Source organism: Diaphorobacter ruginosibacter, from assembly GCF_040396215.1.
GTDB classification, from domain to species: Bacteria; Pseudomonadota; Gammaproteobacteria; order Burkholderiales; family Burkholderiaceae_C; genus Diaphorobacter_A; species Diaphorobacter_A ruginosibacter_A.
The window spans coordinates 1-20,398 of record NZ_JBEBOW010000008.1; the positions used below are offsets into that span (position 1 = coordinate 1).

Annotated in this window: 20 protein-coding genes; 7 read left to right on the top strand and 13 right to left on the bottom strand. The window is 64.8% G+C overall.

Annotation, left to right across the window (positions count from 1 at the left end; genetic code table 11):
- Window positions 1-139: 139 nt before the first annotated feature.
- Window positions 140-904 carry an alpha/beta fold hydrolase gene (locus tag ABWP92_RS02350; RefSeq protein WP_353233735.1) on the bottom strand — a complete coding sequence of 255 codons (765 nt, stop codon included), beginning with the start codon at window positions 902-904 and terminating at the stop codon, window positions 140-142.
- A 115-nt stretch (window positions 905-1,019) separates the two neighbouring features.
- Between ABWP92_RS02350 and ABWP92_RS02355 the strand changes: the two genes are divergently transcribed.
- Complete coding sequence (locus tag ABWP92_RS02355; RefSeq protein WP_353233736.1) at window positions 1,020-1,589, top strand: flavin reductase family protein; 570 nt, start codon at window positions 1,020-1,022, stop codon at window positions 1,587-1,589.
- 141 nt (window positions 1,590-1,730) lie between these two features.
- Here ABWP92_RS02355 and minE read toward each other — a convergent pair whose 3' ends face one another.
- The 9 genes from minE to ABWP92_RS02400 form a co-directional block, all read right to left on the bottom strand.
- Entirely contained in the window at window positions 1,731-1,997 is a 267-nt protein-coding gene (gene minE, locus ABWP92_RS02360; protein WP_353233737.1) for a cell division topological specificity factor MinE, read from the bottom strand.
- Window positions 1,998-2,002: 5 nt separating this feature from the next.
- The gene (gene minD, locus ABWP92_RS02365; RefSeq protein ID WP_353233738.1) at window positions 2,003-2,815 is read right to left on the bottom strand and encodes a septum site-determining protein MinD; all 813 of its coding nucleotides are present in this window, start codon (window positions 2,813-2,815) and stop codon (window positions 2,003-2,005) included.
- 84 nt (window positions 2,816-2,899) lie between these two features.
- Window positions 2,900-3,661 carry a septum site-determining protein MinC gene (minC, locus tag ABWP92_RS02370; protein WP_353233739.1) on the bottom strand — a complete coding sequence of 254 codons (762 nt, stop codon included), beginning with the start codon at window positions 3,659-3,661 and terminating at the stop codon, window positions 2,900-2,902.
- A gap of 448 nt (window positions 3,662-4,109) precedes the next feature.
- Window positions 4,110-4,733 carry a CDP-diacylglycerol--serine O-phosphatidyltransferase gene (gene pssA, locus ABWP92_RS02375; RefSeq protein ID WP_353233740.1) on the bottom strand — a complete coding sequence of 208 codons (624 nt, stop codon included), beginning with the start codon at window positions 4,731-4,733 and terminating at the stop codon, window positions 4,110-4,112.
- Window positions 4,734-4,875: 142 nt separating this feature from the next.
- Window positions 4,876-5,664, bottom strand: coding sequence for a crotonase/enoyl-CoA hydratase family protein (locus ABWP92_RS02380; protein ID WP_353233741.1), 789 nt, complete (start codon window positions 5,662-5,664; stop codon window positions 4,876-4,878).
- A 36-nt stretch (window positions 5,665-5,700) separates the two neighbouring features.
- A complete protein-coding gene (locus ABWP92_RS02385; protein ID WP_353233742.1) occupies window positions 5,701-6,732 on the bottom strand; it encodes an acyl-CoA dehydrogenase family protein in 1,032 nt (343 codons plus the stop codon).
- A 25-nt stretch (window positions 6,733-6,757) separates the two neighbouring features.
- On the bottom strand, window positions 6,758-7,915 hold the full coding sequence (locus ABWP92_RS02390) for an acyl-CoA dehydrogenase family protein (protein ID WP_353233743.1): 1,158 nt from the start codon (window positions 7,913-7,915) through the stop codon (window positions 6,758-6,760).
- The gene (locus ABWP92_RS02395; protein WP_353233744.1) at window positions 7,912-9,144 is read right to left on the bottom strand and encodes a CaiB/BaiF CoA transferase family protein; all 1,233 of its coding nucleotides are present in this window, start codon (window positions 9,142-9,144) and stop codon (window positions 7,912-7,914) included. Before ABWP92_RS02395 ends, ABWP92_RS02390 begins: the two co-directional genes overlap by 4 nt.
- Complete coding sequence (locus ABWP92_RS02400; protein ID WP_353233745.1) at window positions 9,141-10,133, bottom strand: Bug family tripartite tricarboxylate transporter substrate binding protein; 993 nt, start codon at window positions 10,131-10,133, stop codon at window positions 9,141-9,143. The genes ABWP92_RS02395 and ABWP92_RS02400 overlap by 4 nt, the downstream gene beginning before the upstream one ends.
- A gap of 154 nt (window positions 10,134-10,287) precedes the next feature.
- On the opposite strand from ABWP92_RS02400, the gene ABWP92_RS02405 reads away from it, so the two are divergent.
- The gene (locus tag ABWP92_RS02405) at window positions 10,288-11,217 is read left to right on the top strand and encodes a LysR family transcriptional regulator (protein ID WP_353233746.1); all 930 of its coding nucleotides are present in this window, start codon (window positions 10,288-10,290) and stop codon (window positions 11,215-11,217) included.
- Here ABWP92_RS02405 and ABWP92_RS02410 read toward each other — a convergent pair whose 3' ends face one another.
- Window positions 11,218-11,454 (bottom strand): DUF6139 family protein, encoded by a 237-nt coding sequence (locus ABWP92_RS02410; protein ID WP_353233747.1) that lies wholly within the window; start codon window positions 11,452-11,454, stop codon window positions 11,218-11,220.
- A 193-nt stretch (window positions 11,455-11,647) separates the two neighbouring features.
- On the opposite strand from ABWP92_RS02410, the gene ubiM reads away from it, so the two are divergent.
- From ubiM to ABWP92_RS02435, 5 genes are all read left to right on the top strand, one after another.
- Complete coding sequence (gene ubiM / locus ABWP92_RS02415) at window positions 11,648-12,955, top strand: 5-demethoxyubiquinol-8 5-hydroxylase UbiM (protein ID WP_353233748.1); 1,308 nt, start codon at window positions 11,648-11,650, stop codon at window positions 12,953-12,955.
- A gap of 249 nt (window positions 12,956-13,204) precedes the next feature.
- The gene (locus tag ABWP92_RS02420) at window positions 13,205-15,118 is read left to right on the top strand and encodes a B12-binding domain-containing radical SAM protein (RefSeq protein ID WP_353233749.1); all 1,914 of its coding nucleotides are present in this window, start codon (window positions 13,205-13,207) and stop codon (window positions 15,116-15,118) included.
- Between the two features lie 99 nt (window positions 15,119-15,217).
- Window positions 15,218-16,507, top strand: a complete 1,290-nt coding sequence (locus ABWP92_RS02425) for a solute carrier family 23 protein (protein WP_353233750.1) — start codon at window positions 15,218-15,220, stop codon at window positions 16,505-16,507.
- Between the two features lie 146 nt (window positions 16,508-16,653).
- Window positions 16,654-18,171 carry a succinyl-CoA:acetate CoA-transferase ScpC gene (scpC, locus tag ABWP92_RS02430; protein WP_353233751.1) on the top strand — a complete coding sequence of 506 codons (1,518 nt, stop codon included), beginning with the start codon at window positions 16,654-16,656 and terminating at the stop codon, window positions 18,169-18,171.
- A gap of 56 nt (window positions 18,172-18,227) precedes the next feature.
- The gene (locus ABWP92_RS02435; protein ID WP_353233752.1) at window positions 18,228-18,656 is read left to right on the top strand and encodes a hotdog fold thioesterase; all 429 of its coding nucleotides are present in this window, start codon (window positions 18,228-18,230) and stop codon (window positions 18,654-18,656) included.
- Window positions 18,657-18,663: 7 nt separating this feature from the next.
- Here ABWP92_RS02435 and ABWP92_RS02440 read toward each other — a convergent pair whose 3' ends face one another.
- Both ABWP92_RS02440 and ABWP92_RS02445 read right to left on the bottom strand, forming a co-directional pair.
- Window positions 18,664-19,407: an aspartate/glutamate racemase family protein gene (locus ABWP92_RS02440; RefSeq protein ID WP_353233753.1), complete on the bottom strand. Its 744-nt coding sequence runs from the start codon at window positions 19,405-19,407 to the stop codon at window positions 18,664-18,666.
- Between the two features lie 55 nt (window positions 19,408-19,462).
- On the bottom strand, window positions 19,463-20,344 hold the full coding sequence (locus ABWP92_RS02445) for a transporter substrate-binding domain-containing protein (protein WP_353233754.1): 882 nt from the start codon (window positions 20,342-20,344) through the stop codon (window positions 19,463-19,465).
- Window positions 20,345-20,398: the final 54 nt, after the last annotated feature.

Here is a 20,398-nt window from a genome sequence, read left to right on the forward strand (position 1 = left end):
CGAAATCCCTTCGGATAAAACCTTCAGCCGTGTTGACGAAGGCGCGATTGTAGGCACTTAGATGGGAGAGAAAGTCGTTTTGATGACTTTTTTCGCAAATTCTCCCGAAAGATATCCCGAGAGAACCATATGCGCCGCCTCATCGGGCAAGGAAATCAAGGATGAGCCCGTCAAAGTCCTCGGGGGCTTCCAGTTGCGGCCAATGGCCGACTCCCGGCAATGTGACGGAGTGGGCGTCCGGCAGGACATGGGCCATGGCCTGGAGCGCCTCGGGCGGCATGCAGGCATCCTGCCCTCCGCCGATCAGCAGTGTCGGCACATGGATGCGCGCCAGCGCCGATGCATTGCGCTGAAACGCGGGCAAGGCCTGCAACGCATGTCTATATATGAGAGGGTGGACCTCGCCCATGGCATGGCGAATGAGTCGCATGCCTTCGGGGATGGCCTGCTGACCCGTCTGCATGGGCACGACACGATCCGCGATCTGCACCATGGACAATCCCTCGTCCAGCGCGGCAAGGCGTGGTTCGACCCACGCCTTCACAGAGGCGTCATCCAGCGGCGGGCCGCCTGCACACAGGACAAGACGTTTGATCAGGCGGACATCGCGCATGGATGCCTCGAGCGCAACCATCGCCCCCATGCCGTGTCCGACCAGGGTCACTTGCCCGACTTGCAAGGCATCGATCAGCGCCAGGCAGCTCTGGGCCAGCGCCCTGAGGTTGTAGGGCTCGACCGGCGGCGTGTATCCATATCCTGGCAAATCGACGGCAATCGCCCGATAGCCCTGGCTTGCCAGCGACTCCACGGCGGGAGCAAAGCTCAGGTGTCCGCCATCGGCATCGTGCACCATGACTACGGCGTGACCGTGGCCCAGGCTTGTGAATCGGGGAAGAATTGCCATGCGTAATTCCATCTGGAATCCCTTCGGCAGCGGGCCGATGGGTTGCGATCAATAATATCCCACTTATCTACCTAGGATTTCGTCCTCAGTTCTGGGCGATGACCGCCGCGCACCTGTGAATCTCACTTCTTCCTCGCTTCAAGCCTCGTCAGGCGCCCGGGCCCCGGGCTTCAACTCCCGCGATTTCCGTGATGCGCTGGGCATGTTTGCCACTGGCGTGACGGTGGTTACCGCGCGCACCGCCGATGGCCAGTTGATCGGGCTGACAGCCAACTCCTTCAATTCGGTTTCGCTGAACCCGCCGTTGGTGCTGTGGAGTCTTGCGAGCAAGGCGGCATCCTTGAATATCCTCAGCCAGGTGACGCACTACGCCATCAACGTGCTGACGGCGCAGCAACAGGCGCTGGCCGAGCAGTTCGCGCGGCGCGACATCGACCGCTGGGCGGGTGTCGACTATCGGCTGGGCAGCAGCGGCACGCCGCTGCTTGCGAACGTGGCTGCCAGCTTCGAATGCTTCAACCGCAGCCGCCATGCAGAAGGCGACCACGTGATTTTCGTGGGCGAGGTGGAGCACTGCACGCACTATGCGGAGTGCTCGCCGCTGGTCTATCACGGAGGGCGCTTCTATACCGAAAGCCTGCTGGGCGACTCCACCGTGGAGGATGACAAGGCGGCGCAGCGCTGACGGTGCGGCTCTTTCAGGCAGCCATTTCTCGCTCGCATCGGATTCATCCAAAAGCAAAAGGATGTGCGCGGCAGCCAGCCGGCACATCCTTTTTTCATCGTACGGCCTGCGCGCGGGATGCCGCGCCGCCGCGACGCACCATCACTTGGCCTGAGCTTCCGGCAGCTCGATCTTGACTTCCAGGACCTCCAGGTTTTCCTGGCGTTCCAGGTGCACCTTGATGTCGTTCGAGTCGATCGATACGTATTTGCTGATGACGGCCACCAGTTCGCGCTGCAGCGCGGGCAGGTAGTCGGGCTGGCCGGCATTGCGGCCGCTGCGTTCGTGCGCGAGGATGATCTGCAGGCGCTCCTTGGCGACCGATGCGGTCTTTTTCTTCTCCCCGAGCAGGAAGGACAACAGGGACATGCGTCTTACCTCCCGAAGATGCGCTTGAAGAAGCCGGGCTTCTCCGCGTCAGTGAAGCGCATGGGCTTTTCCTCGCCGAGAAAGCGCGCAACCACATCCTTGTAGGCTTCAGATACATCCGTGCCCTTGAGATGGATGGCGGGCAGGCCCTGGTTGGAGGCCTGCAACACGTTCTCGGACTCGGGAATCACACCGATCAGCGGGATGCGCAGAATGTCCTGGATATCCACCAGGCTCAGCATCTGGCCGTCTTCGACCCGGTTGGGGTTGTAGCGGGTGATCAGCAGATGCTCCTTGATGGGGTCCTCTCCTTCGATGGCGCGCTTGGTCTTGCTGCCCAGCATGCCGAGGATGCGGTCGGAGTCGCGCACCGAGGAGACTTCGGGATTGGTGACGATCAGCGCCTCGTCCGCATAGTGCATGGCCATGAGCGCACCGCTTTCGATGCCTGCCGGCGAATCGCAGACGATGTAGTCAAAGTCCATTGCGGCCAGGTCCGTGAGCACCTTGCCCACCCCTTCCTGCGTCAGCGCCTCCTTGTCGCGGGTCTGGCTGGCGGCAAGGACGAACAGGTTGTCGCACTGCTTGTCCTTGATCAGCGCCTGATTGAGATTGGCTTCGCCCTGGATCACGTTGATAAGGTCATACACCACGCGGCGCTCGCAGCCCATGATCAGGTCGAGGTTGCGCAGGCCGACGTCAAAATCTATGACGGCGGTCTTGTGGCCGGCAAGCGCCAGGCCGGATGCGAAGGCGGCACTCGTGGTGGTCTTGCCCACGCCACCCTTGCCGGAGGTCACGACGACGATTTTGGCCATGTTATGCAAAGTCCTTGCTTCGGGTTTTCAAAATAGGAAATTCGATCGGTGTCTTGGAAATGGGATCCATGCCGTTGCCCTGCCTCATAGCGGATCGATCAGCAGCTTCTCGCCTTCAAGCCGCACCTGCGCCGGCCTGCCCTTCACATCGGCGGGCAGATCGGTCTCGATGGCTCTGTACATTCCGGCGATGGAAACCAGTTGCGGCTCCATGCAGGTGCTGAAGATCCGGGCATCGGTGTTGCCGCGCGCACCCGCGATGGCGCGCCCGCGCAAGGGAGCATAGACGTGGATGTTGCCATCGGCGATCACCTCGGCGCCAAAGCTGACGACGGCCATCACGACGAGATCGCCGCCGCGCGCATAGACCTGCTGGCCCGAGCGCAGCGGCTTGTCCACGACGACGGTGGGCACGCCGCCTACCGGTACCTCGACGGGCACTTCCACTTCACGCACGATTTCACGGACCACTTCGCGGATCTCGACGTCGGGCTTCGCCGCGCGCTCGCGTGAAGGCGCATCGGGCGCGGCGATCAGGCCTGCTTCGTGCGCCGCCCTGGTCTGCGCCTCGCTTGCGCCACGCACGGCAACAGGTTGCGTGTGGTGCTTGCGCAGTTCCCGCACGATCGCGGTGAAGTCGATGGGCTCTTGCGCCTCGCGCACCGCCGCAAGATCGATCAGGATCGGGTCGTTGTCGAAAAATTCGGGATCGTCGGCCACGCGCGCCGCCAGTTCGGCCGCGAACGCTGAAATATCCGGGCTCTTGAGCACTACGGCAACCACCGGCAACTGCGCGCTCTTGAGGTCAAAACTGGTGCGGGACTGACCCGCCGTATCAACGGCCATGAACAGATGTGGTGGGAATCACGAAATCGGCATCCACGCAAAGAACCAGAAATGCGCGGCCACCGGATGGTGAATCTGCTTGCGGGCTTTGCGGGCGCACCGATGAGCCTCGACAAGACGCCGGGACACGAAAAACCTCGCAAAACAGGCTCATGAAAACGGAGTGTACAGTGCGCCGCGCCTCGCGCTGCATCAGTACGTATCCGGATCGGCAGGCGATACGGGCCTCGCGGCCAGCCCGTGCCCGGCTTGTCGGCCTTGCGCCGCCGCGTCTTCACCTCGTTTTCCGGGCGCTGTTCACCATACCGGCGAGCTCATAGGCAAATTGCATCGCTTTGCAACCGGGACCGCCAGAGCTGCGCCATCGAGCCATGAAGCAGATGGGGGAAAAACAAGGCCCGCGGACGGCAACCATCCGCGGGCCCTGGCTCATGAAAGACCGGCTCCATCAGAGCTTCGGAATCTTGATGCGGCTGATCATGAGCGAGCCGGAGATCGCAAACAGCAGCACCAGCGGATGCAGCGTGAAGCCGGCAATCACGACCTTGCCGAACCACAGATGCTCGCGCACCGCCCCCAGCGAGGCGGCGACGGCCAGCACCAGCACCAGCAGAAAGGACGTGGGAATGGGCGTGCCTTCGAAATATTTCACCTTTCCGGAGGATGCGTCGGAGAGCGTTTCCGCCGTCACGTTGTAACGCGCCAGACGCGACACCCCGCAGGCCACGAAAAAGGCAAGCAGGATCCGGTCATACAGGCCCTGCATGCCGCAGGCGTAGGCGATGATCGCGGGCGCGACGCCGAACGAGATCACGTCGGCCAGCGAGTCCAGCTCGCGCCCCATGGCCGAGGACTTCTGGCGCCAGCGGGCGATGCGGCCGTCGAGCACGTCGAACACCAGCGCCGCGAACACCAGCGCGGCCGCGAAATAGATGTGCTGGACATCCACCGTTTCGAGAAACGACATGGCCGAAAACAGCGCGCCGACGCCACATACGGCATTTCCCAGAGTAAACCAGTCCGCGAGATGGAACTCGCGGATCATTGAAAAGCGTTTTGGTGGAACGTTCATGACGGCATTATGAAGGTTTCATGCGCCGATTCACGAATCTGCCCGCGCGGGCAGGAGCTCGGCGCACCGGGCGAAGTCGCGGATTATTGTCCCGAAATCAGCGCCCCGCCGCCTTCAACGCCCCACCGGCGCTCGCCATGCGTCAACGGAAAACAGGTTGACGTTTTTCGATGAAGGCCGTGACGGCCTCGCGGTGATCGGCGGTCTTGTGCGCGATGGCCTGGCAGCCCGCCGACATCTCCAGCAGCGACGCCAGCGACGCATGCTCGCCCTCGCGCAGCAGCCGCTTGGTCATGCGCATGATCGCTCCGGGGTTGGCAGCGATCTTGGCGGCCAGCTGCCTGGCCTGCGCCAGCAGCTGATCGGCGGGAACGACCCGCGACACCAGGCCGCAGGCCAGCGCGTCCCGCGCATCGATGGCCTCGCCTGTGAACGCCATTTCCGAGGCCTTGGCCATGCCCACGGCGCGCGGAAGCAGCCATGCGCCGCCGTCGCCCGGAACGATGCCCACGCGCACGAACGACTCGGCGAACGTGGCGTTCTCCGCGGCGATGCGGATGTCGCACATGCAGGCCAGGTCCAGCCCCGCGCCGATCGCAGGGCCGTTGATGGCGCAGATCACGGGGACGTCGAGCTGGTACAGCGCATTCGGGATGCGCTGTATGCCCTGGCGGTATTCCTCGCGGATCATGTCGGGCGTGAGCGCATCGTCGAAAAAGCGCTTCATGTCCTTGACGTTGCCGCCCGAGCTGAAGATCGGTCCGGCGCCGGTGACGATCACCACCTTCACGGCGGTATCGGCGCGCACCTGCTCGCACAGCGCGACGAATTCATCGACCGCCGTGTTCCCCGTCAACGCGTTACGGGTTTCCGGCTGGTTCATGGTGGCGATAAGCACCGCGCCATCGCGTTCGATATTCAGAAATGCCATTGAGATGTCTCCTTGGGGATTTGGATGGTTCTGCGGTCAGGCGGCCTGCACGTCCGTGATGCGCCGAACCGTATCAAGCGTCAGGCCCTGCGCGTCCAGCAGGGCGTCGCCCGCAACGCCTTGCCAGTAGCTTTCGCTGCCCGCCGTCTGGCGCCACGCATGCAAACGGCGCGTGAACAATTGCAGGTCGTATTCTTCGGTAAAGCCGATGGCGCCGTGGATCGCATGGGCGGTTTCCGATACCGCGAGCGCGGCCTGGCTGCACCGCGCCTTGCCCGTGGCGACGCGCAGGCGATCGCCCTGCACAGCCTTGCCGCTGCAGGCCAGTTGCGCGGCCATGCGCGCGGCGAACACGTGCTCGCTCATGACGGCGAGCTGGTGCTGGATGGCCTGGAACTTGCCGATCGGGCGGCCAAACTGCTGGCGCTCGTTCGCATATTGCAGCGTGCGATCGAACACCGTTTTGAGCGCGCCCGCCATTTGCGCGGCCACCACGGCAGCCTGCAGCATGCGCGCATCACAATCCGCGGACAGCGCCAGGCGCGGCGCGGCCTGCCATTGCTCCGCACTCCAGCGCGCGCCAGCGTCCAGCGCGAGCGCCTGCGGCGAGAGCGCAGCGTCGTTCAGATCCAGCAGACGCCATTCATCGCCCCATTGAACCAGGGCCGATTGCGCCGCGCGCGCATCGCGCACCAGGGCCGCATGCACGCCGCCGTCACTCCCGCGCGCCGCGCGGGCCAGAACGATGCGCGACTTCGGCGCGTCCACGCCAGCCTGCGCCAGCAAGGCGCGCGCCACCATGGTGTCGGCCAGCGGCAGAGGCAGCGCATGGGCGCCGCACTGCTCCAGCACGCCAAACACGTCGCCCAGCCCCAGGCCGGCGCCGCCCCGCTCTTCGGACAGCATGGCGTCGGCAAGGCCGGTTTCTTCAAGTTGATTCCAAAGCGCCTGCGTTTGCGCGGCTGCGTTGCCCCCGGTCTCGATGGCGCGCACGACATGCGGCGTGCACTGGTCGGCCAGCACCTGGCGGGCGGCATCGGCAAACATATCGTCGTTGTTGCTGCTCATGATTGATGACTCCTCTTGCCGATGTTCAACGAAGGCCCAGGCCGCGCGCGATCATGCCGCGCAGGATGTCGCGCGTGCCGCCGCGCAGCGAGAACGAGGGCGACGCCTCGGTGACGTACTTCAGCGTCATCAGCAGCTCCACCGGCACGTCTTCGACATCGCGCGAGAACAGGTCGTCGGCGATGGCTGCGGGGATGAATTGTTCGAGCGTCGTGCCGAGTTCCTTGACCAGCGCGGCTTCAACGATGGGGCTTTGCGCGCGCGTGAGCTTTTCCTGCACCGAAATCGACATGGCCCGCAGCGGCGCCAGTTCCGTCAGCACGCGGCCCGCCAGTTGCCGCGCGGACGGCGTGCGGCCCGCCGGCGTGCGCACGTAATCGAGCCATTGGTCGAACAGCACGATGGAAGAGAACAACCGCTCCGGCCCGCTGCGCTCGAACGCGAGCTCGGCCGTGACCTGCTCCCAGCCCTGGCCTTCGGCGCCGATCAGCGCATCCGGCCCGAGCTGAACGTTCTCGAAGAACACTTCGCAGAAGTGGCTGTCCCCGGAAAGATCCTGGATCGGCCGCACGGTCACGCCGGGCAGCGACAGGTCCACGATCACCTGCGACAGGCCCTTGTGGCGGTCTTCGCCCGTGCCCGAGGTGCGCACCAGCGCGATCATGTATTGGCAGTGGTGCGCGTTGGTGGTCCAGATCTTCTGGCCGTTGAGAAGAAAACCCTTCTCGTTGGGCACGGCCCTGGTGCGCACGCTGGCGAGGTCGGAGCCGGAGTTGGGCTCGCTCATGCCGATGCAGAAAAATGCCTCGCCCTTGCAGACCTTCGGGATGTAGAAACGTTTTTGCGCCTCGGTGCCGTACTTCAGGATGAGCGGCGCGCTTTGCCGGTCCGCGATCCAGTGCGAGCCCACCGGCGCGCCGAAGTTGAGGAACTCCTCCACCAGCACGTAGCGCGTGAAAGCGCTGCGCCCGCCGCCGCCGTACTCCATGGGGAGCGTGACGCCCAGCCAGCCCTTCGCGCCCAGCTTGCGGCTGAATTCGGTGCTGTAGCCGCCCCAGGATCGCGCACGGATGTGGGCGGGCATGTCGCGGGTCGCCTCCGCCAGGAATGCGCGCACCTCGGCGCGCAGCGCTTCATCTTCGGGCGGAATGCGCGTGAGGCGCAATGAGTCCAGAGTGCTCATGCCAATACTCCCATGTTTCTCAGATGCTTGAGCTGCTGCTCATCCATTTGCAGATGGCGCGCCAGCACTTCGTCGGTATGTTGTCCCAGCTGGGGCGGCGCAAGCCGGTAATCCACCGGCGTGTCGGACAGGCGGATCGGGCTTGCCACGATGGGCACATCGCCTGCCTGCGGGTGCCGCATGCTGCGCTGCATGCCGCGCGCGCGCACCTGCGGATCTTCGAATACGTCGCGCACGGTGTTGATCGGCCCGCAGGGAACGGCGTGCTGCTCCAGCAGCGCTATCCAGTCTTTCGTCGTCTTGTTCACGGTGAGTTCGCGAATCAGCGCCACGAGCTCCACCCGATGGGCGAGCCGCGCGGTGTTGGTCATGAAGCGCGCGTCCTGCGCCCATTGCGGCCTGCCCACGGCATGGGCGAAGCGGGCGAACTGCCCGTCGTTGCCAATGGCGAGAATCATGTAGCCGTCGGCCGTCTGGAAGTCCTGGTAGGGCACGGTGTTCGGATGCCCGTTGCCCATGCGCCCGGGCACCTTGCCGCCGTAGAGATAGTTCATGCCCTGATTGGCGAGGCAGGCGACCTGCACGTCCAGCAGCGCCAGGTCGATGTGCTGGCCGCGTCCGGTATGTTCGCGCGCCTGCAGCGCGGCGAGGATCGCCGTGCTCGCATACAGCCCCGTGAGAATGTCGGTGAGCGCCACGCCCACCTTCACCGGGCCGCCGCCCGGCTCGCCATCGGGCTTGCCGGTCACGCTCATCAGTCCGCCCATGCCCTGGATCAGGAAGTCGTAGCCCGCACGATGCGCATAGGGCCCGTCGTGGCCGAAGCCCGTCACCGAGCAATAGACGAGGCGCGGATTGAGCCTGGAGAGGCTCTCATAGTCCAGCCCGTACTGTGCCAGGCCGCCCGTCTTGAAATTCTCGATCAGCACGTCGCAGCGGGCCGCCAGCTCGCGCACGATGTGCTGGCCCTCGGGCCTGGTGATGTCCACCGCGACCGATTGCTTGTTGCGGTTGGCGCACATGTAATAGGCCGACTCGCCCGTGGAGTTGCCATTGTCATCCTGCACGAACGGCGGCCCCCAGGCACGCGTGTCGTCGCCCGCGCCGGGACGTTCGATCTTGATGATCTCCGCGCCCAGGTCGCCCAGCGTCTGGCCGGCCCATGGGCCCGCCAGCACGCGCGACAGATCGAGCACCCGGATGTTCTTGAGCGCGCCCGCCATCGTCATTGCTGGGGTACCTTGGCCTGAACGACGATGCGCTTCCACAGCTCGATTTCCTTCTTCTGGAAATCACGCATCTGCTCGGGGCCGCCGGTCATCGGCGTCGCGCCCAGTTTCTCGTAGAACGCGCGGGTTTCATCCATCCTGGAGATCTGCGTGAACAGATCCGCCAGCTTGCGTGTTTCCGCCTCCGGCGTCTTGTGGTTCACCATCGCCCCCACCCAGGTGTAGGCCTCGAAGCCGGGCAAGCCGGCTTCGGTGAGCGTGGGCACATCGGAGGCCGAAGCCACTCGCTTGTCCGAGGCCACGCCGAACACCCTCACGCGGCCGCCCTTGGCCAGTTCCTGCACGGCGGTGACTTCGGCGAACGTGTATTCGACCGTGCCGGCCGCCACGGCGGTCATGGTCTCGCCCGCTCCCTTGAACGGCACATAGACGGTCTGCACCCTGGCCTGTTCGTTGAACAGTTCCCCCATCAATTGATAGCCCGCCGAGCCCGCGCCGAAGTTCACCTTGCCCGGATGGGCCTGGGCATAGGCGATCAGCTCCTGGAGGTTCTTGAACGGCGCATCCGGCGCAACCGCCAGCATCGCGGGCGAGCGCATCATCATCGTGAGCGGGGAAAAATCCGCCACCGGATCGTAGGGCAGTTGCTTGAAAAGCGCCGCATTCACCGCCAGCGTGGAATTGCTGCCGATGAACACCGTATAGCCGTCCGCGGGCTGGGTGAGCACGTATTTCACGGCCAGGAAACCGTTGCCGCCCGGCTTGTTCTCCACCACCACGGCCTGGCCGGTGAGGTCCTGCAGCTTCTTGGCGAAATAGCGCGCGGATGTGTCGGTGCCGCTACCGGGCCCGAAGGGCACGATGAACTTGATCGGCCTGGATGGAAAGCTCTCGGCGGCCTCGGCCACCGAAGGCGCCAGGGCGCATAGCATCAGGGCGCCCGCGCCCGCCATGGCGCACAGCGCCGACCTGCGTGTGGTGAATTTCATGTGTTGTCTCCTTGGAAGTCTTTGTCTGATTACCGGCTCCAACGGCAAGCCCGTCCAACTGGATGGAGACCACACTCTAGGCAGCAGTGGCATCTGCTGTCTAATATTACTTTTTTGGAATTCGATACTTATCGGATATTAATGGGGCATTGCCATGAATCTGCGCCAACTCCGCCAGTTCGTCACGCTTGCCGAAACCGGCAATTTCCATCGCGCGGCCGAACAGCTGCACATGGCGCAGCCGCCGCTTTCCGTGTCGATCCGCAAGCTCGAGGAAGAACTGGGCTGCCCGCTGTTCGAGCGGACCACCGCGGGCGTGCTGCTCACGCCCGCGGGCGAGGCGATGCTGGCGGACGCGCGCATCACGCTGCTGCATGCCGAGCGCTGCCGCCACGCGGTGCAGGATGTGCGCAGCGGCGAGGGCGGCCTGGTGAAGCTGGGCATCATCGGCTCGGCCACCTATGCGATGCTGCCCGAGCTGATTCCTTCGCTGCGCGCGCGCTATCCCAAGCTGGAACTGGAGCTGAGCGAGGCCACCTCCTCGGAAATCCTGGAAGGGCTGCTCACGCGCCGCTTCGATGCCGGCTTGCTGCGCTATCCGGTGCTCGATCCCAGCGGCTTCGAGATCCTGCCGCTCGACCGCGACGACTTCGTGCTGGCGGTCTCCGAAAACAGCCCTCTCGCGCAGCGCGACGCCATTGCGCTGTCCGAAGCGGCAGGCGAGCCGTTCATCCTCTACCCCACCGACAAGGTGCCCGGCCTGGCCGCGCTGGCGATGATGCGCTGCCAGCTCTCCGGTTTCGTGCCGCGCGTGGCGCAGGAGGCAATGCAGGTTCACACCATCATGAGCCTGGTCGCCTCGGGGCTGGGCGTGGGCCTGGTGGCCAGCGTTTCACGCTTGATGATGCCGCGCGGCATCAAATGCCTCACGCTCACCGACAACCCGCCCGGCTTTCACGTCGGGATCGCGCTGGCGCGCCTGCCCGGTGGAAACAATCGCGCGGTGGAGCGCTTCACCGAGCACGTGCTGCGGGTGGCCAGAGCCTCCGCCCAGGGCATTCCCAATCCCGACAGCCCCGTGTGATCAGCCGGTCATCTCCTTCACGCTGGTGATGGCGTAGCCTTTCTTCCTGAGCTGCTCGCCCGGCGCTTCGATGCCGTACTCGGGCCAGCTCGCCGCGGCTTCATCCAGTTCCTTTGCGCGCGCCTCGTCGTGCCAGTCCCAGTTGGTCGCTTCCTGCGGAATGTTGCGGCCCTGCGGAACCACGAGGTGGGAGAATTTTCCGTCCTGTTCTTCGCGGCGGAATATGTCTGCGAGCATGTCTTCGTCCTTGTTTGCTGAGTGCCGGTCGGGAAACTGTAAAGCCGGCATCCCGCAAGCCGCGTAGGAAAAAACCGGTTGAAGAGCGCATCCCCTGGCATGGCAAGTGCCTTGACTCAGGGCAAAGTATTGATCCGTATCAGGCGACACAATGTTTCGGCCTTGCGCGTCTTCAAAGACAAGAGTTGCAAACATGATCTCAAACGCTTCTTCTTCCCCTGAATCGAATTCCACAGCGCACGACTGCGACGTGCTGATCGTCGGCGGCGGGCCGGCGGGACTGTCGCTGTCGATCGCCCTGGCGCAGGCGGGCTTTTCCAGCATCGTGCTGGACCAGCAGCCAGCCAGCGCGCTCGCGGACCCCGCGGGCGACGGGCGCGAGATAGCGCTCACCCACCCCAGCGTGCAGATGCTGTCCCGGCTGGGGAGCTGGCAATTGCTTGCAGCGCACGAGCGGGGCCGCATCCGCGAGGCGCACGTGCATGACGGCCCGGTGGAAAAGCGCGCGGGCATGCATCTGGACGCGCTTGGAAGCGGGCTGGAGCACCTGGGCTCCATCGTGCCCAATGCGGCTCTGCGCCGGACCGCATTCGCCGTGGCCAAGGGCTGCGAGCGCGTGCGCATCCTGGATGAAGCCAAGGTGCTGCAGGTCACCACCTCGCGGCACGACGCGAGCGTCGAATTCCGCCGCGGCGAGCAGCCTGCGCAAACCTTGCGCGCGCCCCTGGTGGTGGCCGCCGACAGCCGGTTCTCCGCCACCCGCCGGCAATTGGGCGTGGGCGCGCAGATGACCGATTTCGGCCGCACCGTGATTGTCTGCCGCATGCGGCATGAGCAGCCACACCTGGACATCGCGCACGAGTGCTTCGGCTACGAACGGACGCTGGCCGTCCTGCCCCTGCCGGACGATCCGCAGTCGGGCCAGCACCTGTGCTCCGCCGTGGTGACCGCCGGCACCGCCGAAGCCAACGCGTTGATGGCCCTTTCACCCGAGGAGTTCACGGCCAGCGTCCAGTCTCAATTCGACGGCCGCCTCGGACAGATGACGCTGCACGGAGAGCGCCATGCCTATCCCCTGGTGGCGGTATATGCCGACCGGTTCGCGGGGCATCGCTTTGCGCTGCTGGGCGACGCCGCCGTCGGCATGCACCCGGTGACGGCGCATGGCTTCAACCTGGGGCTGGCCAGCGTTGCGCGGCTCACCGAAGCGCTCGTGCGTGCGCGCGACGCGCGCCAGGACATCGGCAGCAGCGCCACGCTGCAGCGCTATGCGCCGGCGCACCACCGCCACGCGTGGCCGATCTTCCAGGGCACCAACGCGGTCGTGCGGCTATTCACCGACGCGCGCCCGCTGCCGCGGCTGCTGCGCCGTATCGTGCTGGGCGGCGCCAATCGCTTCCCGCCGGTCAAGGCGGCCATCGTGCAGCAACTGACCGGCAAGCTGCCGAGACTGTCGCCGCCATCGCCAGGAGTGCCGCACCCTCACCTGCCCAGCCAATAGCGCAATGGTGCAATAGCACGGCGGCAGCGGCCGGGCCGCCACGAAACAAGAGGGCGAGAAGGTCAAAAGGTCAAAAGGCGGGCGGGACGTTCAGGTCCCCCCGCCTTTTGCCACGTGGGCCACGCGTGCGCCAGGCACCGACAAACCCCCATGGGCGCCCAAAAACCAGGCAGCGGGGATAATTCCAGCCCGCCCGGAGCCTGCGCGCCGGTTGCGGCATCTCCACGACCAGAATCATCCAACCACGCCATGCCAGCCCACACCCAGCGTGTGCTGTCGATCATCCCGCCGATGACGCAGCTGAACACGCCCTATCCGTCCACCGCCTACATCACGGGCTTTCTGCGCTCGCGCGGGGTCGATGCTGCGCAGGAGGACCTGGCGCTGGCGCTGGTGCTGCGCCTGTTGTCCAGGCAAGGCCTTGGCGAAGTGGCCCGGCGCGTGGCGGCGATTCCCGCTGCGCGGCAAAGCCCGGCCGTGCGCTTCTTCGCGGAGCACGAGGAGCGCTACCTCGCCACCATCGCAGGGGTGATCGCGTTCCTGCAGGGGCGCGATACCACGCTCGCGCACCGCATCGCCAGCCGCGCCTATCTGCCGGAAGGCCCGCGTTTCGGATCGCTCGACGTGTACGTGGACGACGAGGGCGGCGATCCGCTGGGCTGGGCATTCGGCGCGCTGGGGCTGGCCGACCGCGCCAAGCATCTGGCGACCCTGTATCTCAATGACCTGGCAGACGTGCTGCGCGACGCCGTGGACGAGCGCTTCGAATTCGTGCGCTATGCCGAATCGCTCGCCGCCAGCCAGCCCAGCTTCGATCCGCTGGCGGATGCGCTGGCGGCGGCTCCGTCGCTAGTGGACGAGTTGCTCGCGCAACTCGCACTCGATGCGGCCGAGCGGCACCGGCCCGACGTGGTGCTGCTTTCCGTGCCCTTTCCCGGCTCGGTCTATGCCGCCTTCCGCATTGCCCAGACACTCAAGACCCGCCACCCCCAGATCAAGACCGTCCTGGGCGGCGGCTTCGTGAACACCGAGCTGCGCGGGCTGGCCGAGCCGCGCGTGTTCGACTTTTTCGACTACGTCACGCTGGACGCCGGAGAGCGCCCGCTGCTCGCGCTGCTCGAACACCTGCGCGGCGAACGCGGCGCATCGCGGCTGGTGCGCACGTTCACGCGCGACGGCGCGAGCGGCGAAGTCCGCTACGTCAACATGATGGAGGCCGACGTCGCGTTCGCCGAAGTGGGCACGCCCACCTGGGACGGGCTGCCGCTGGACCAATATCTGTCGCTGCTGGACATGCTCAACCCCATGCACCGCCTGTGGAGCGATGGCCGCTGGAACAAGCTCACCGTGGCGCATGGCTGTTACTGGAAGAAGTGCAGCTTCTGCGATGTGGGGCTCGACTACATCGGCCGCTACGAAGGCGCCAGCGCCAGCGTGCTGGCGGATCGCATCGACGCCATCGTCGCAGAGACCGGACAGACCGGCTTTCACTTCGTGGACGAGGCCGCGCCGCCCAAGGCGCTCAAGGCGCTCGCGCATGAGCTGCTGGCGCGCAACACCGGCATCTCGTGGTGGGGCAACGTGCGGTTTGAAAAAACCTTCACCCCGGACCTGGCCAACCTGCTCGCCGACAGCGGCTGCATCGCCATTTCGGGCGGGCTCGAAGTGGCCTCCGACCGCCTGCTGGCGTTGATGAAGAAAGGCGTCTCCATCGAGCAGGTGGCGCGCGTCACCAAGGCCTTCAGCGACGCGGGCATCCTCGTGCATGCCTACCTCATGTACGGCTTTCCGACCCAGACCGTGCAGGACACGGTGGACGCCCTGGAATATGTGCGCCAGCTCTTCGAGAACGGCTGCATCCAGAGCGGCTTCTTCCACCGCTTCGTCTGCACCGTGCACTCGCCCGTGGGCATGAACCCGCACGAATACGGCATCGAGCTGCTGCCGCTGCCCCCCACCCGCTTCGCGCGCAACGACGTGGACTTCGTCGACCCCACCGGCGTCGATCACGATGCCCTGGGCGCCTGCCTGAAGAAAGCCATCTACAACTACATGCACGGCATCGGCCTCGAGGACGACGTGCGCATGTGGTTCCCGTTCAAGGCGCCCAAGACCAGCGTCAGGCGCGACAAAATCGCGCGGGCGCTGCAAAGCCTGCGCTAGGGATCCTCCATCTCGCCAACCTGGGTTCCTCCCCTCAACAGCGGAGTCTGTTTCGCCTACCATCGCTGCATTTGTCAAAAACTGTAGCGGGAGCGTGCGATGGGATTATTCAACTGGACCGAGAGGTCGCCTCAGGTGCTGCAATCGGGTGGCGTGATCGGGCCCGACGAGCGGCTGCCCTGGGGGCAGACCGGGCTGATGGGCATTCAGCATGTGATCGCGATGTTCGGCTCCACCGTGCTCGCGCCGATTCTCATGGGCTTCGATCCGAACATGGCGGTGTTCATGAGCGGCATCGGCACGCTGATCTTCTTCCTGATCACCGGCGGCAAGGTTCCCAGCTACCTGGGCTCGAGCTTTGCGTTCATCGGCGTGGTGATCGCCGCGACGGCCTACTCGGGCAAGGGCGGCAATCCGAACATTCCGGTGGCGCTGGGCGGTATCATCGCCTGCGGCGCGGTGTACACGCTGATCGGCGTGATCGTCCAGGCCGTGGGCACCGGCTGGATCGAGCGCTTCATGCCGCCGGTGGTGACAGGCGCCATCGTGGCGGTGATCGGGCTGAATCTCGCGGGCATTCCCGTGAAGAACATGGCGTCCAATAATTTCGAAAGCTGGATGCAAGCACTCACTTTCGTCAGCGTTGGCCTGGTTGCGGTGTTCACCCGGGGGATGGTGCAGCGCCTGCTCATTCTGGTGGGGCTGCTGGTGGCGTCGGTGCTGTACGCGATGCTCACGAACGGACTGGGTCTGGGCAAGCCCGTGGATCTCTCTGGCGTGATCCAGGCGCCATGGCTTGGCATGCCCAGCTTTCATGCCCCGGTGTTCGAGGCGCAGGCCATGCTGCTGATCGTGCCTGTGGTGATCATCCTGGTGGCCGAAAACCTGGGCCACATCAAGGCCGTGACGGCCATGACGGGCAAGAACCTCGACCAGTACATGGGCCGCGCCTTCATCGGGGACGGCGTCGCCACCATGGTCAGCGGCAGCGTCGGCGGGACGGGCGTGACCACCTACGCGGAGAACATCGGCGTGATGGCGGCAACCAAGATCTACTCGACCGCCGTGTTCCTCGTGGCGGCGCTGATCGCCGTCGTGCTGGGCTTCAGTCCCAAGTTCGGTGCGCTGATCCAGGCCATTCCGCTGCCCGTGATGGGTGGAGTCTCCATTGTGGTCTTTGGATTGATCGCGATCGCGGGCTGCAAGATCTGGGTAGAAAACAAGGTGGACTTTTCGAAGAACAAAAACCTCATCGTGGCGGCCATCACGCTGATCCTGGGAACCGGTGATTTCACTCTGAAGTTCGGCCAGTTTGCGCTGGGCGGTATCGGCACGGCCACCTTTGGAGCGATCATTCTGCACGCGCTGCTCGACCGCAACGAGAAATGAGATCGCTTGCGAGCGAGTTTGTCAGTGCCACGTAAGATCGGGGTTTCCACCTACTCAAATTGGAATGCCTGATAAAATTTACATCCGATAACTAAACGAAAGGGGCGAGAAAACGCCCCTTCTTTCTTCATACGGAGTCAAAATCCATGCTGCGTCCCACGTCCCGCATCCTTCACCCAGGCCTGCGCCAGAAAGTCATGTCCGCCGCCGAGGCCGCGGCACTGATCGAGCCGGGGTCCACCATCGGCATGAGCGGGTTCACGGGCGCGGGCTACCCCAAGGCCATCCCCCAGGCGCTTGCCGCGCGCATCAGCGCCGAGCACGATGCGGGCCGGCCGTTTCGCGTGAGCATCTGGACGGGCGCCTCCACCGCTCCCGAGCTCGACGGCGCACTGGCGAAGGTGGATGGCATGGACATGCGCCTGCCGTTCCAGTCCGACCCGATCTGCCGCGAGAAGATCAACACCGGCAAGATGCATTTCACCGACATGCACCTCTCGCACGTCGCCCAGCACGCCTGGTTCGGGTTCCTGGGCCACCTGAACATCGCCGTGATCGAGGTCTGCGCGGTCAATGAGGACGGCAGTTTCGTGCCGACCATGGCGGTGGGCAACAACAAGACCTGGCTGGACCTGGCCGACAAGGTGATCCTGGAGGTGAACAACCGCCTGCCGCTCGAACTCGACGGCATGCACGACATCTACTACGGCACCGCCATTCCCCCTCAGCGCAAGCCGATCCCGCTCTATGGCCCGCACGATCGCATCGGCGTGCCGCACCTGCACTGCGACCCGGGCAAGGTGATCGCCATCGTGGAAACCGATGCGCCCGACCGCAATACCGTCTTTGCCGCGCCCGACGAGAACTCCGAGCGCATCGCCGCGTACATCATCGATTTCCTGACCCATGAGGTGAAGCTGGGCCGCCTGCCCAAGGAGCTGCTGCCCCTGCAGTCCGGCGTGGGCAACGTCGCCAACGCCGTGCTGGCCGGCCTGCTCAACGGTCCGTTCGAAGGGCTGACCGGCTACACCGAGGTGCTGCAGGACGGCATGCTCGACCTGGTGCGCGCGGGCAAGATGAAGTCCGCCTCCGCCAGCGCGATCTCGCTGAGCGCGCAGGCGCTGGACGAGTTCACCGGCAACATCGATTTCTACCGTGACCGCGTCGTGCTGCGCCCGCAGGAAATCAGCAACCACCCTGAGGTCGTGCGCCGCCTGGGCGTGATCGCCATGAACTCGATGATCGAGGCCGACATCTACGGCAACATCAACTCCACCCACGTGCTGGGCACGAGCATGATGAACGGCATCGGCGGCTCGGGCGACTTCGCGCGCAACAGCTATCTGAACTTCTTCGTCACGCCCTCGATCGCCAAGGCCGGCAAGATCAGCTGCATCGTGCCGATGTGCTCGCACGTGGACCACACCGAGCATGACACCCAGGTGATCGTCACCGAGCAGGGCCTTGCCGATCTGCGCGGCCTCTCTCCGCGCCAGCGCGCGCAGGTCATCATCGACAAATGCGCGCATCCGGACTACCGCCCGATGCTCCAGGACTATTTCGACCGCGCCCGCAAGAGCGGCGGGCAGCACACGCCGCACATCCTCGGCGAAGCGCTGTCCTGGCACGACCGCTGCCTGAAGACGGGCTCGATGAAGCCATGACGGGCCGGTAACGCCAGAAAAAGCAGCGCCGCTCGAAGTGGCGGACAATGGTCACCATGCCTCATATCTGGAAAAAACCCATCACCGTCGAGCTGGCCAACCGCTCGGGCGAGAACACCGCCCTGAGCCATCTCGGCATAGAGATCCTCGAAGTGGGAGACGATTTCATCACCGGCCGCGTGCCGGTGGACGAGCGCACGCGCCAGCCGTTCGGCCTGCTGCATGGCGGCGTGAGCGTGGTGCTCGCGGAATCCCTGGGCTCCCTGGGTGCGTACTACAGCGCGCCCGAAGGCTGGGCCGCGGTGGGACTGGACATCAACGCCAACCACATCCGCGCCGCGCGCAGCGGCTGGGTGACCGGCACGGCGCGGCCGGTGCATATCGGCAAGACGACGCAGGTGTGGTCCATCGAGATGGTCAACGACGCGGGCGAGCTTACCTGCGTTTCACGCATCACGATGGCCATGCTGGCGCCGCGCGAGTGACCCGCGCTCACTCCGGCTCATAGGCGCGCCGCGCCAGTTCCTGCGCCAGAATCCACGCAGGATCGACCAGCACGACCCCGCCCGCCGGCGGCGAATGGGCCAGGGCGAGCGGGATTTCGGTACACCCCATGATGACGGGCGCGTCCGGGTATGCGCCAAGCAGCGGCGACAGCGCGTCGTTGAAGCATCTGGCCGCCAGCTCGATGTCGCCGCTTTTCACGCCGTCATAGATACCCTGCATCAGACGTTCGACGCCTGCCGCATCCGGCACCCGGGGCGTGATCCCATGCGCGCGCAGCGCCCGGTCGTAGAGACCCGTGCGATAGGTGCCGGCGGTCGCCAGCACGATGGCCTCGCGCGCGCCCTGCCGCTGCAGATGGCGCGCGGTTTCCTCGGCGATATGAAGAATCGACAGTTGCGGAAAGCATGCCTGCATCTCGTCGTGCCAGACATGCGCCGTATTGCATGCCACGGCCACGCTGCGCACGCCCAGCGCGGCCAGCCGCCCCAGTCCCTGCAGCATGTAGGGCTCGGGATCGCAGGGACCGCCCTTGCCCTGGCCTATGGCCTGGGTGCGGTCGGGGATCGGCATCTGCACGAGCCAGTGCTCGGGAAATGCCTGGTCGCGCACCTCCTTGCCATGGCCTTGCAGATAGGCGGTACAGGCCTGGACGAACAGGCGCACGAAGTCGGCCCCCGCCGCCGGACCCATGCCGCCCAGAATTCCCACGGAATGCGGCACGGCCAGCATGACGAGAGTCCTTGCTTTGTTGTCAATTGGCACAGCCGGCTGTCCGGCCATGCGCTCAATTGGCCGGCTTGTCGCTCAGCTCGACGAGGTTCTTCTTGAGCTCGTCGCTCATCGGCATGTTCAGCGGCGTGTTCGTCGGCGGGATCGGCTGCAGGAACCACTTGTCGTAGAGCTTGGTGAATGCGCCCGACTTCATCATTCCGCCAATCACGCCATCGACCAGTTTCTTGAACTCGGGATCGTTCTTGCGCAGCATGCAGGCATAGGGCTCAACCTGCAGCGCGTCGCCCACGACCTCGAAGTCGCCCGGATTCTTGGCGTTGGCCATCAGCCCGAACAGCAGCACGTCATCCATGCCGAAGGCCACGGCGCGGTCGCTTTGCACCAGCAGGAAGCCGTCGGCGTGGTCCTTGGGCATGACGAAGTTGATATCCCAGTTGTTTTCCGCATTGGCCTTGCGCATGACCTGCAGGTTGGTGGTGCCGGCCGTGATGGCAACCGTCTTGCCCTTCAGGTCGGGGTAGTTCTTGATGCCGGAATTTTTCTTCACCAGCAGGCGGGTGCCGGTATAGAAGTGGTTGATCGCAAAATCCACCTCCTTGCCACGGGTCGAATTGTTGGTGGTGGAGCCGCACTCCAGGTCGATCGTGCCGTTGGTCAGCAGCGGAATACGGTTCTGCGAGGTGACGGCCTGCCACTTCACCTCGAGGTTGGGTTTGCCGACCGCCTTCTTCACCGCATCAGCGATGGCCTCGGACATCTCGACCGTCATACCGACGCGCTTGCCGGCATCCAGGTAGCTGAAGGGCACGGAAGATTCACGATAGGCGAGCGTGATGTAGCCGTTGTCACGCACCTTGGACAAGGTGTCCGCATGCGCCGTGGCAAGACATGCCATGCCCAAAGCGGCGCAGAGCAATGTGGAACGAAATTTCATGCTGACTCCCGTGCTAAATGTTGAAGTGGCGGCTAGTTTATGGATTGCCACGAA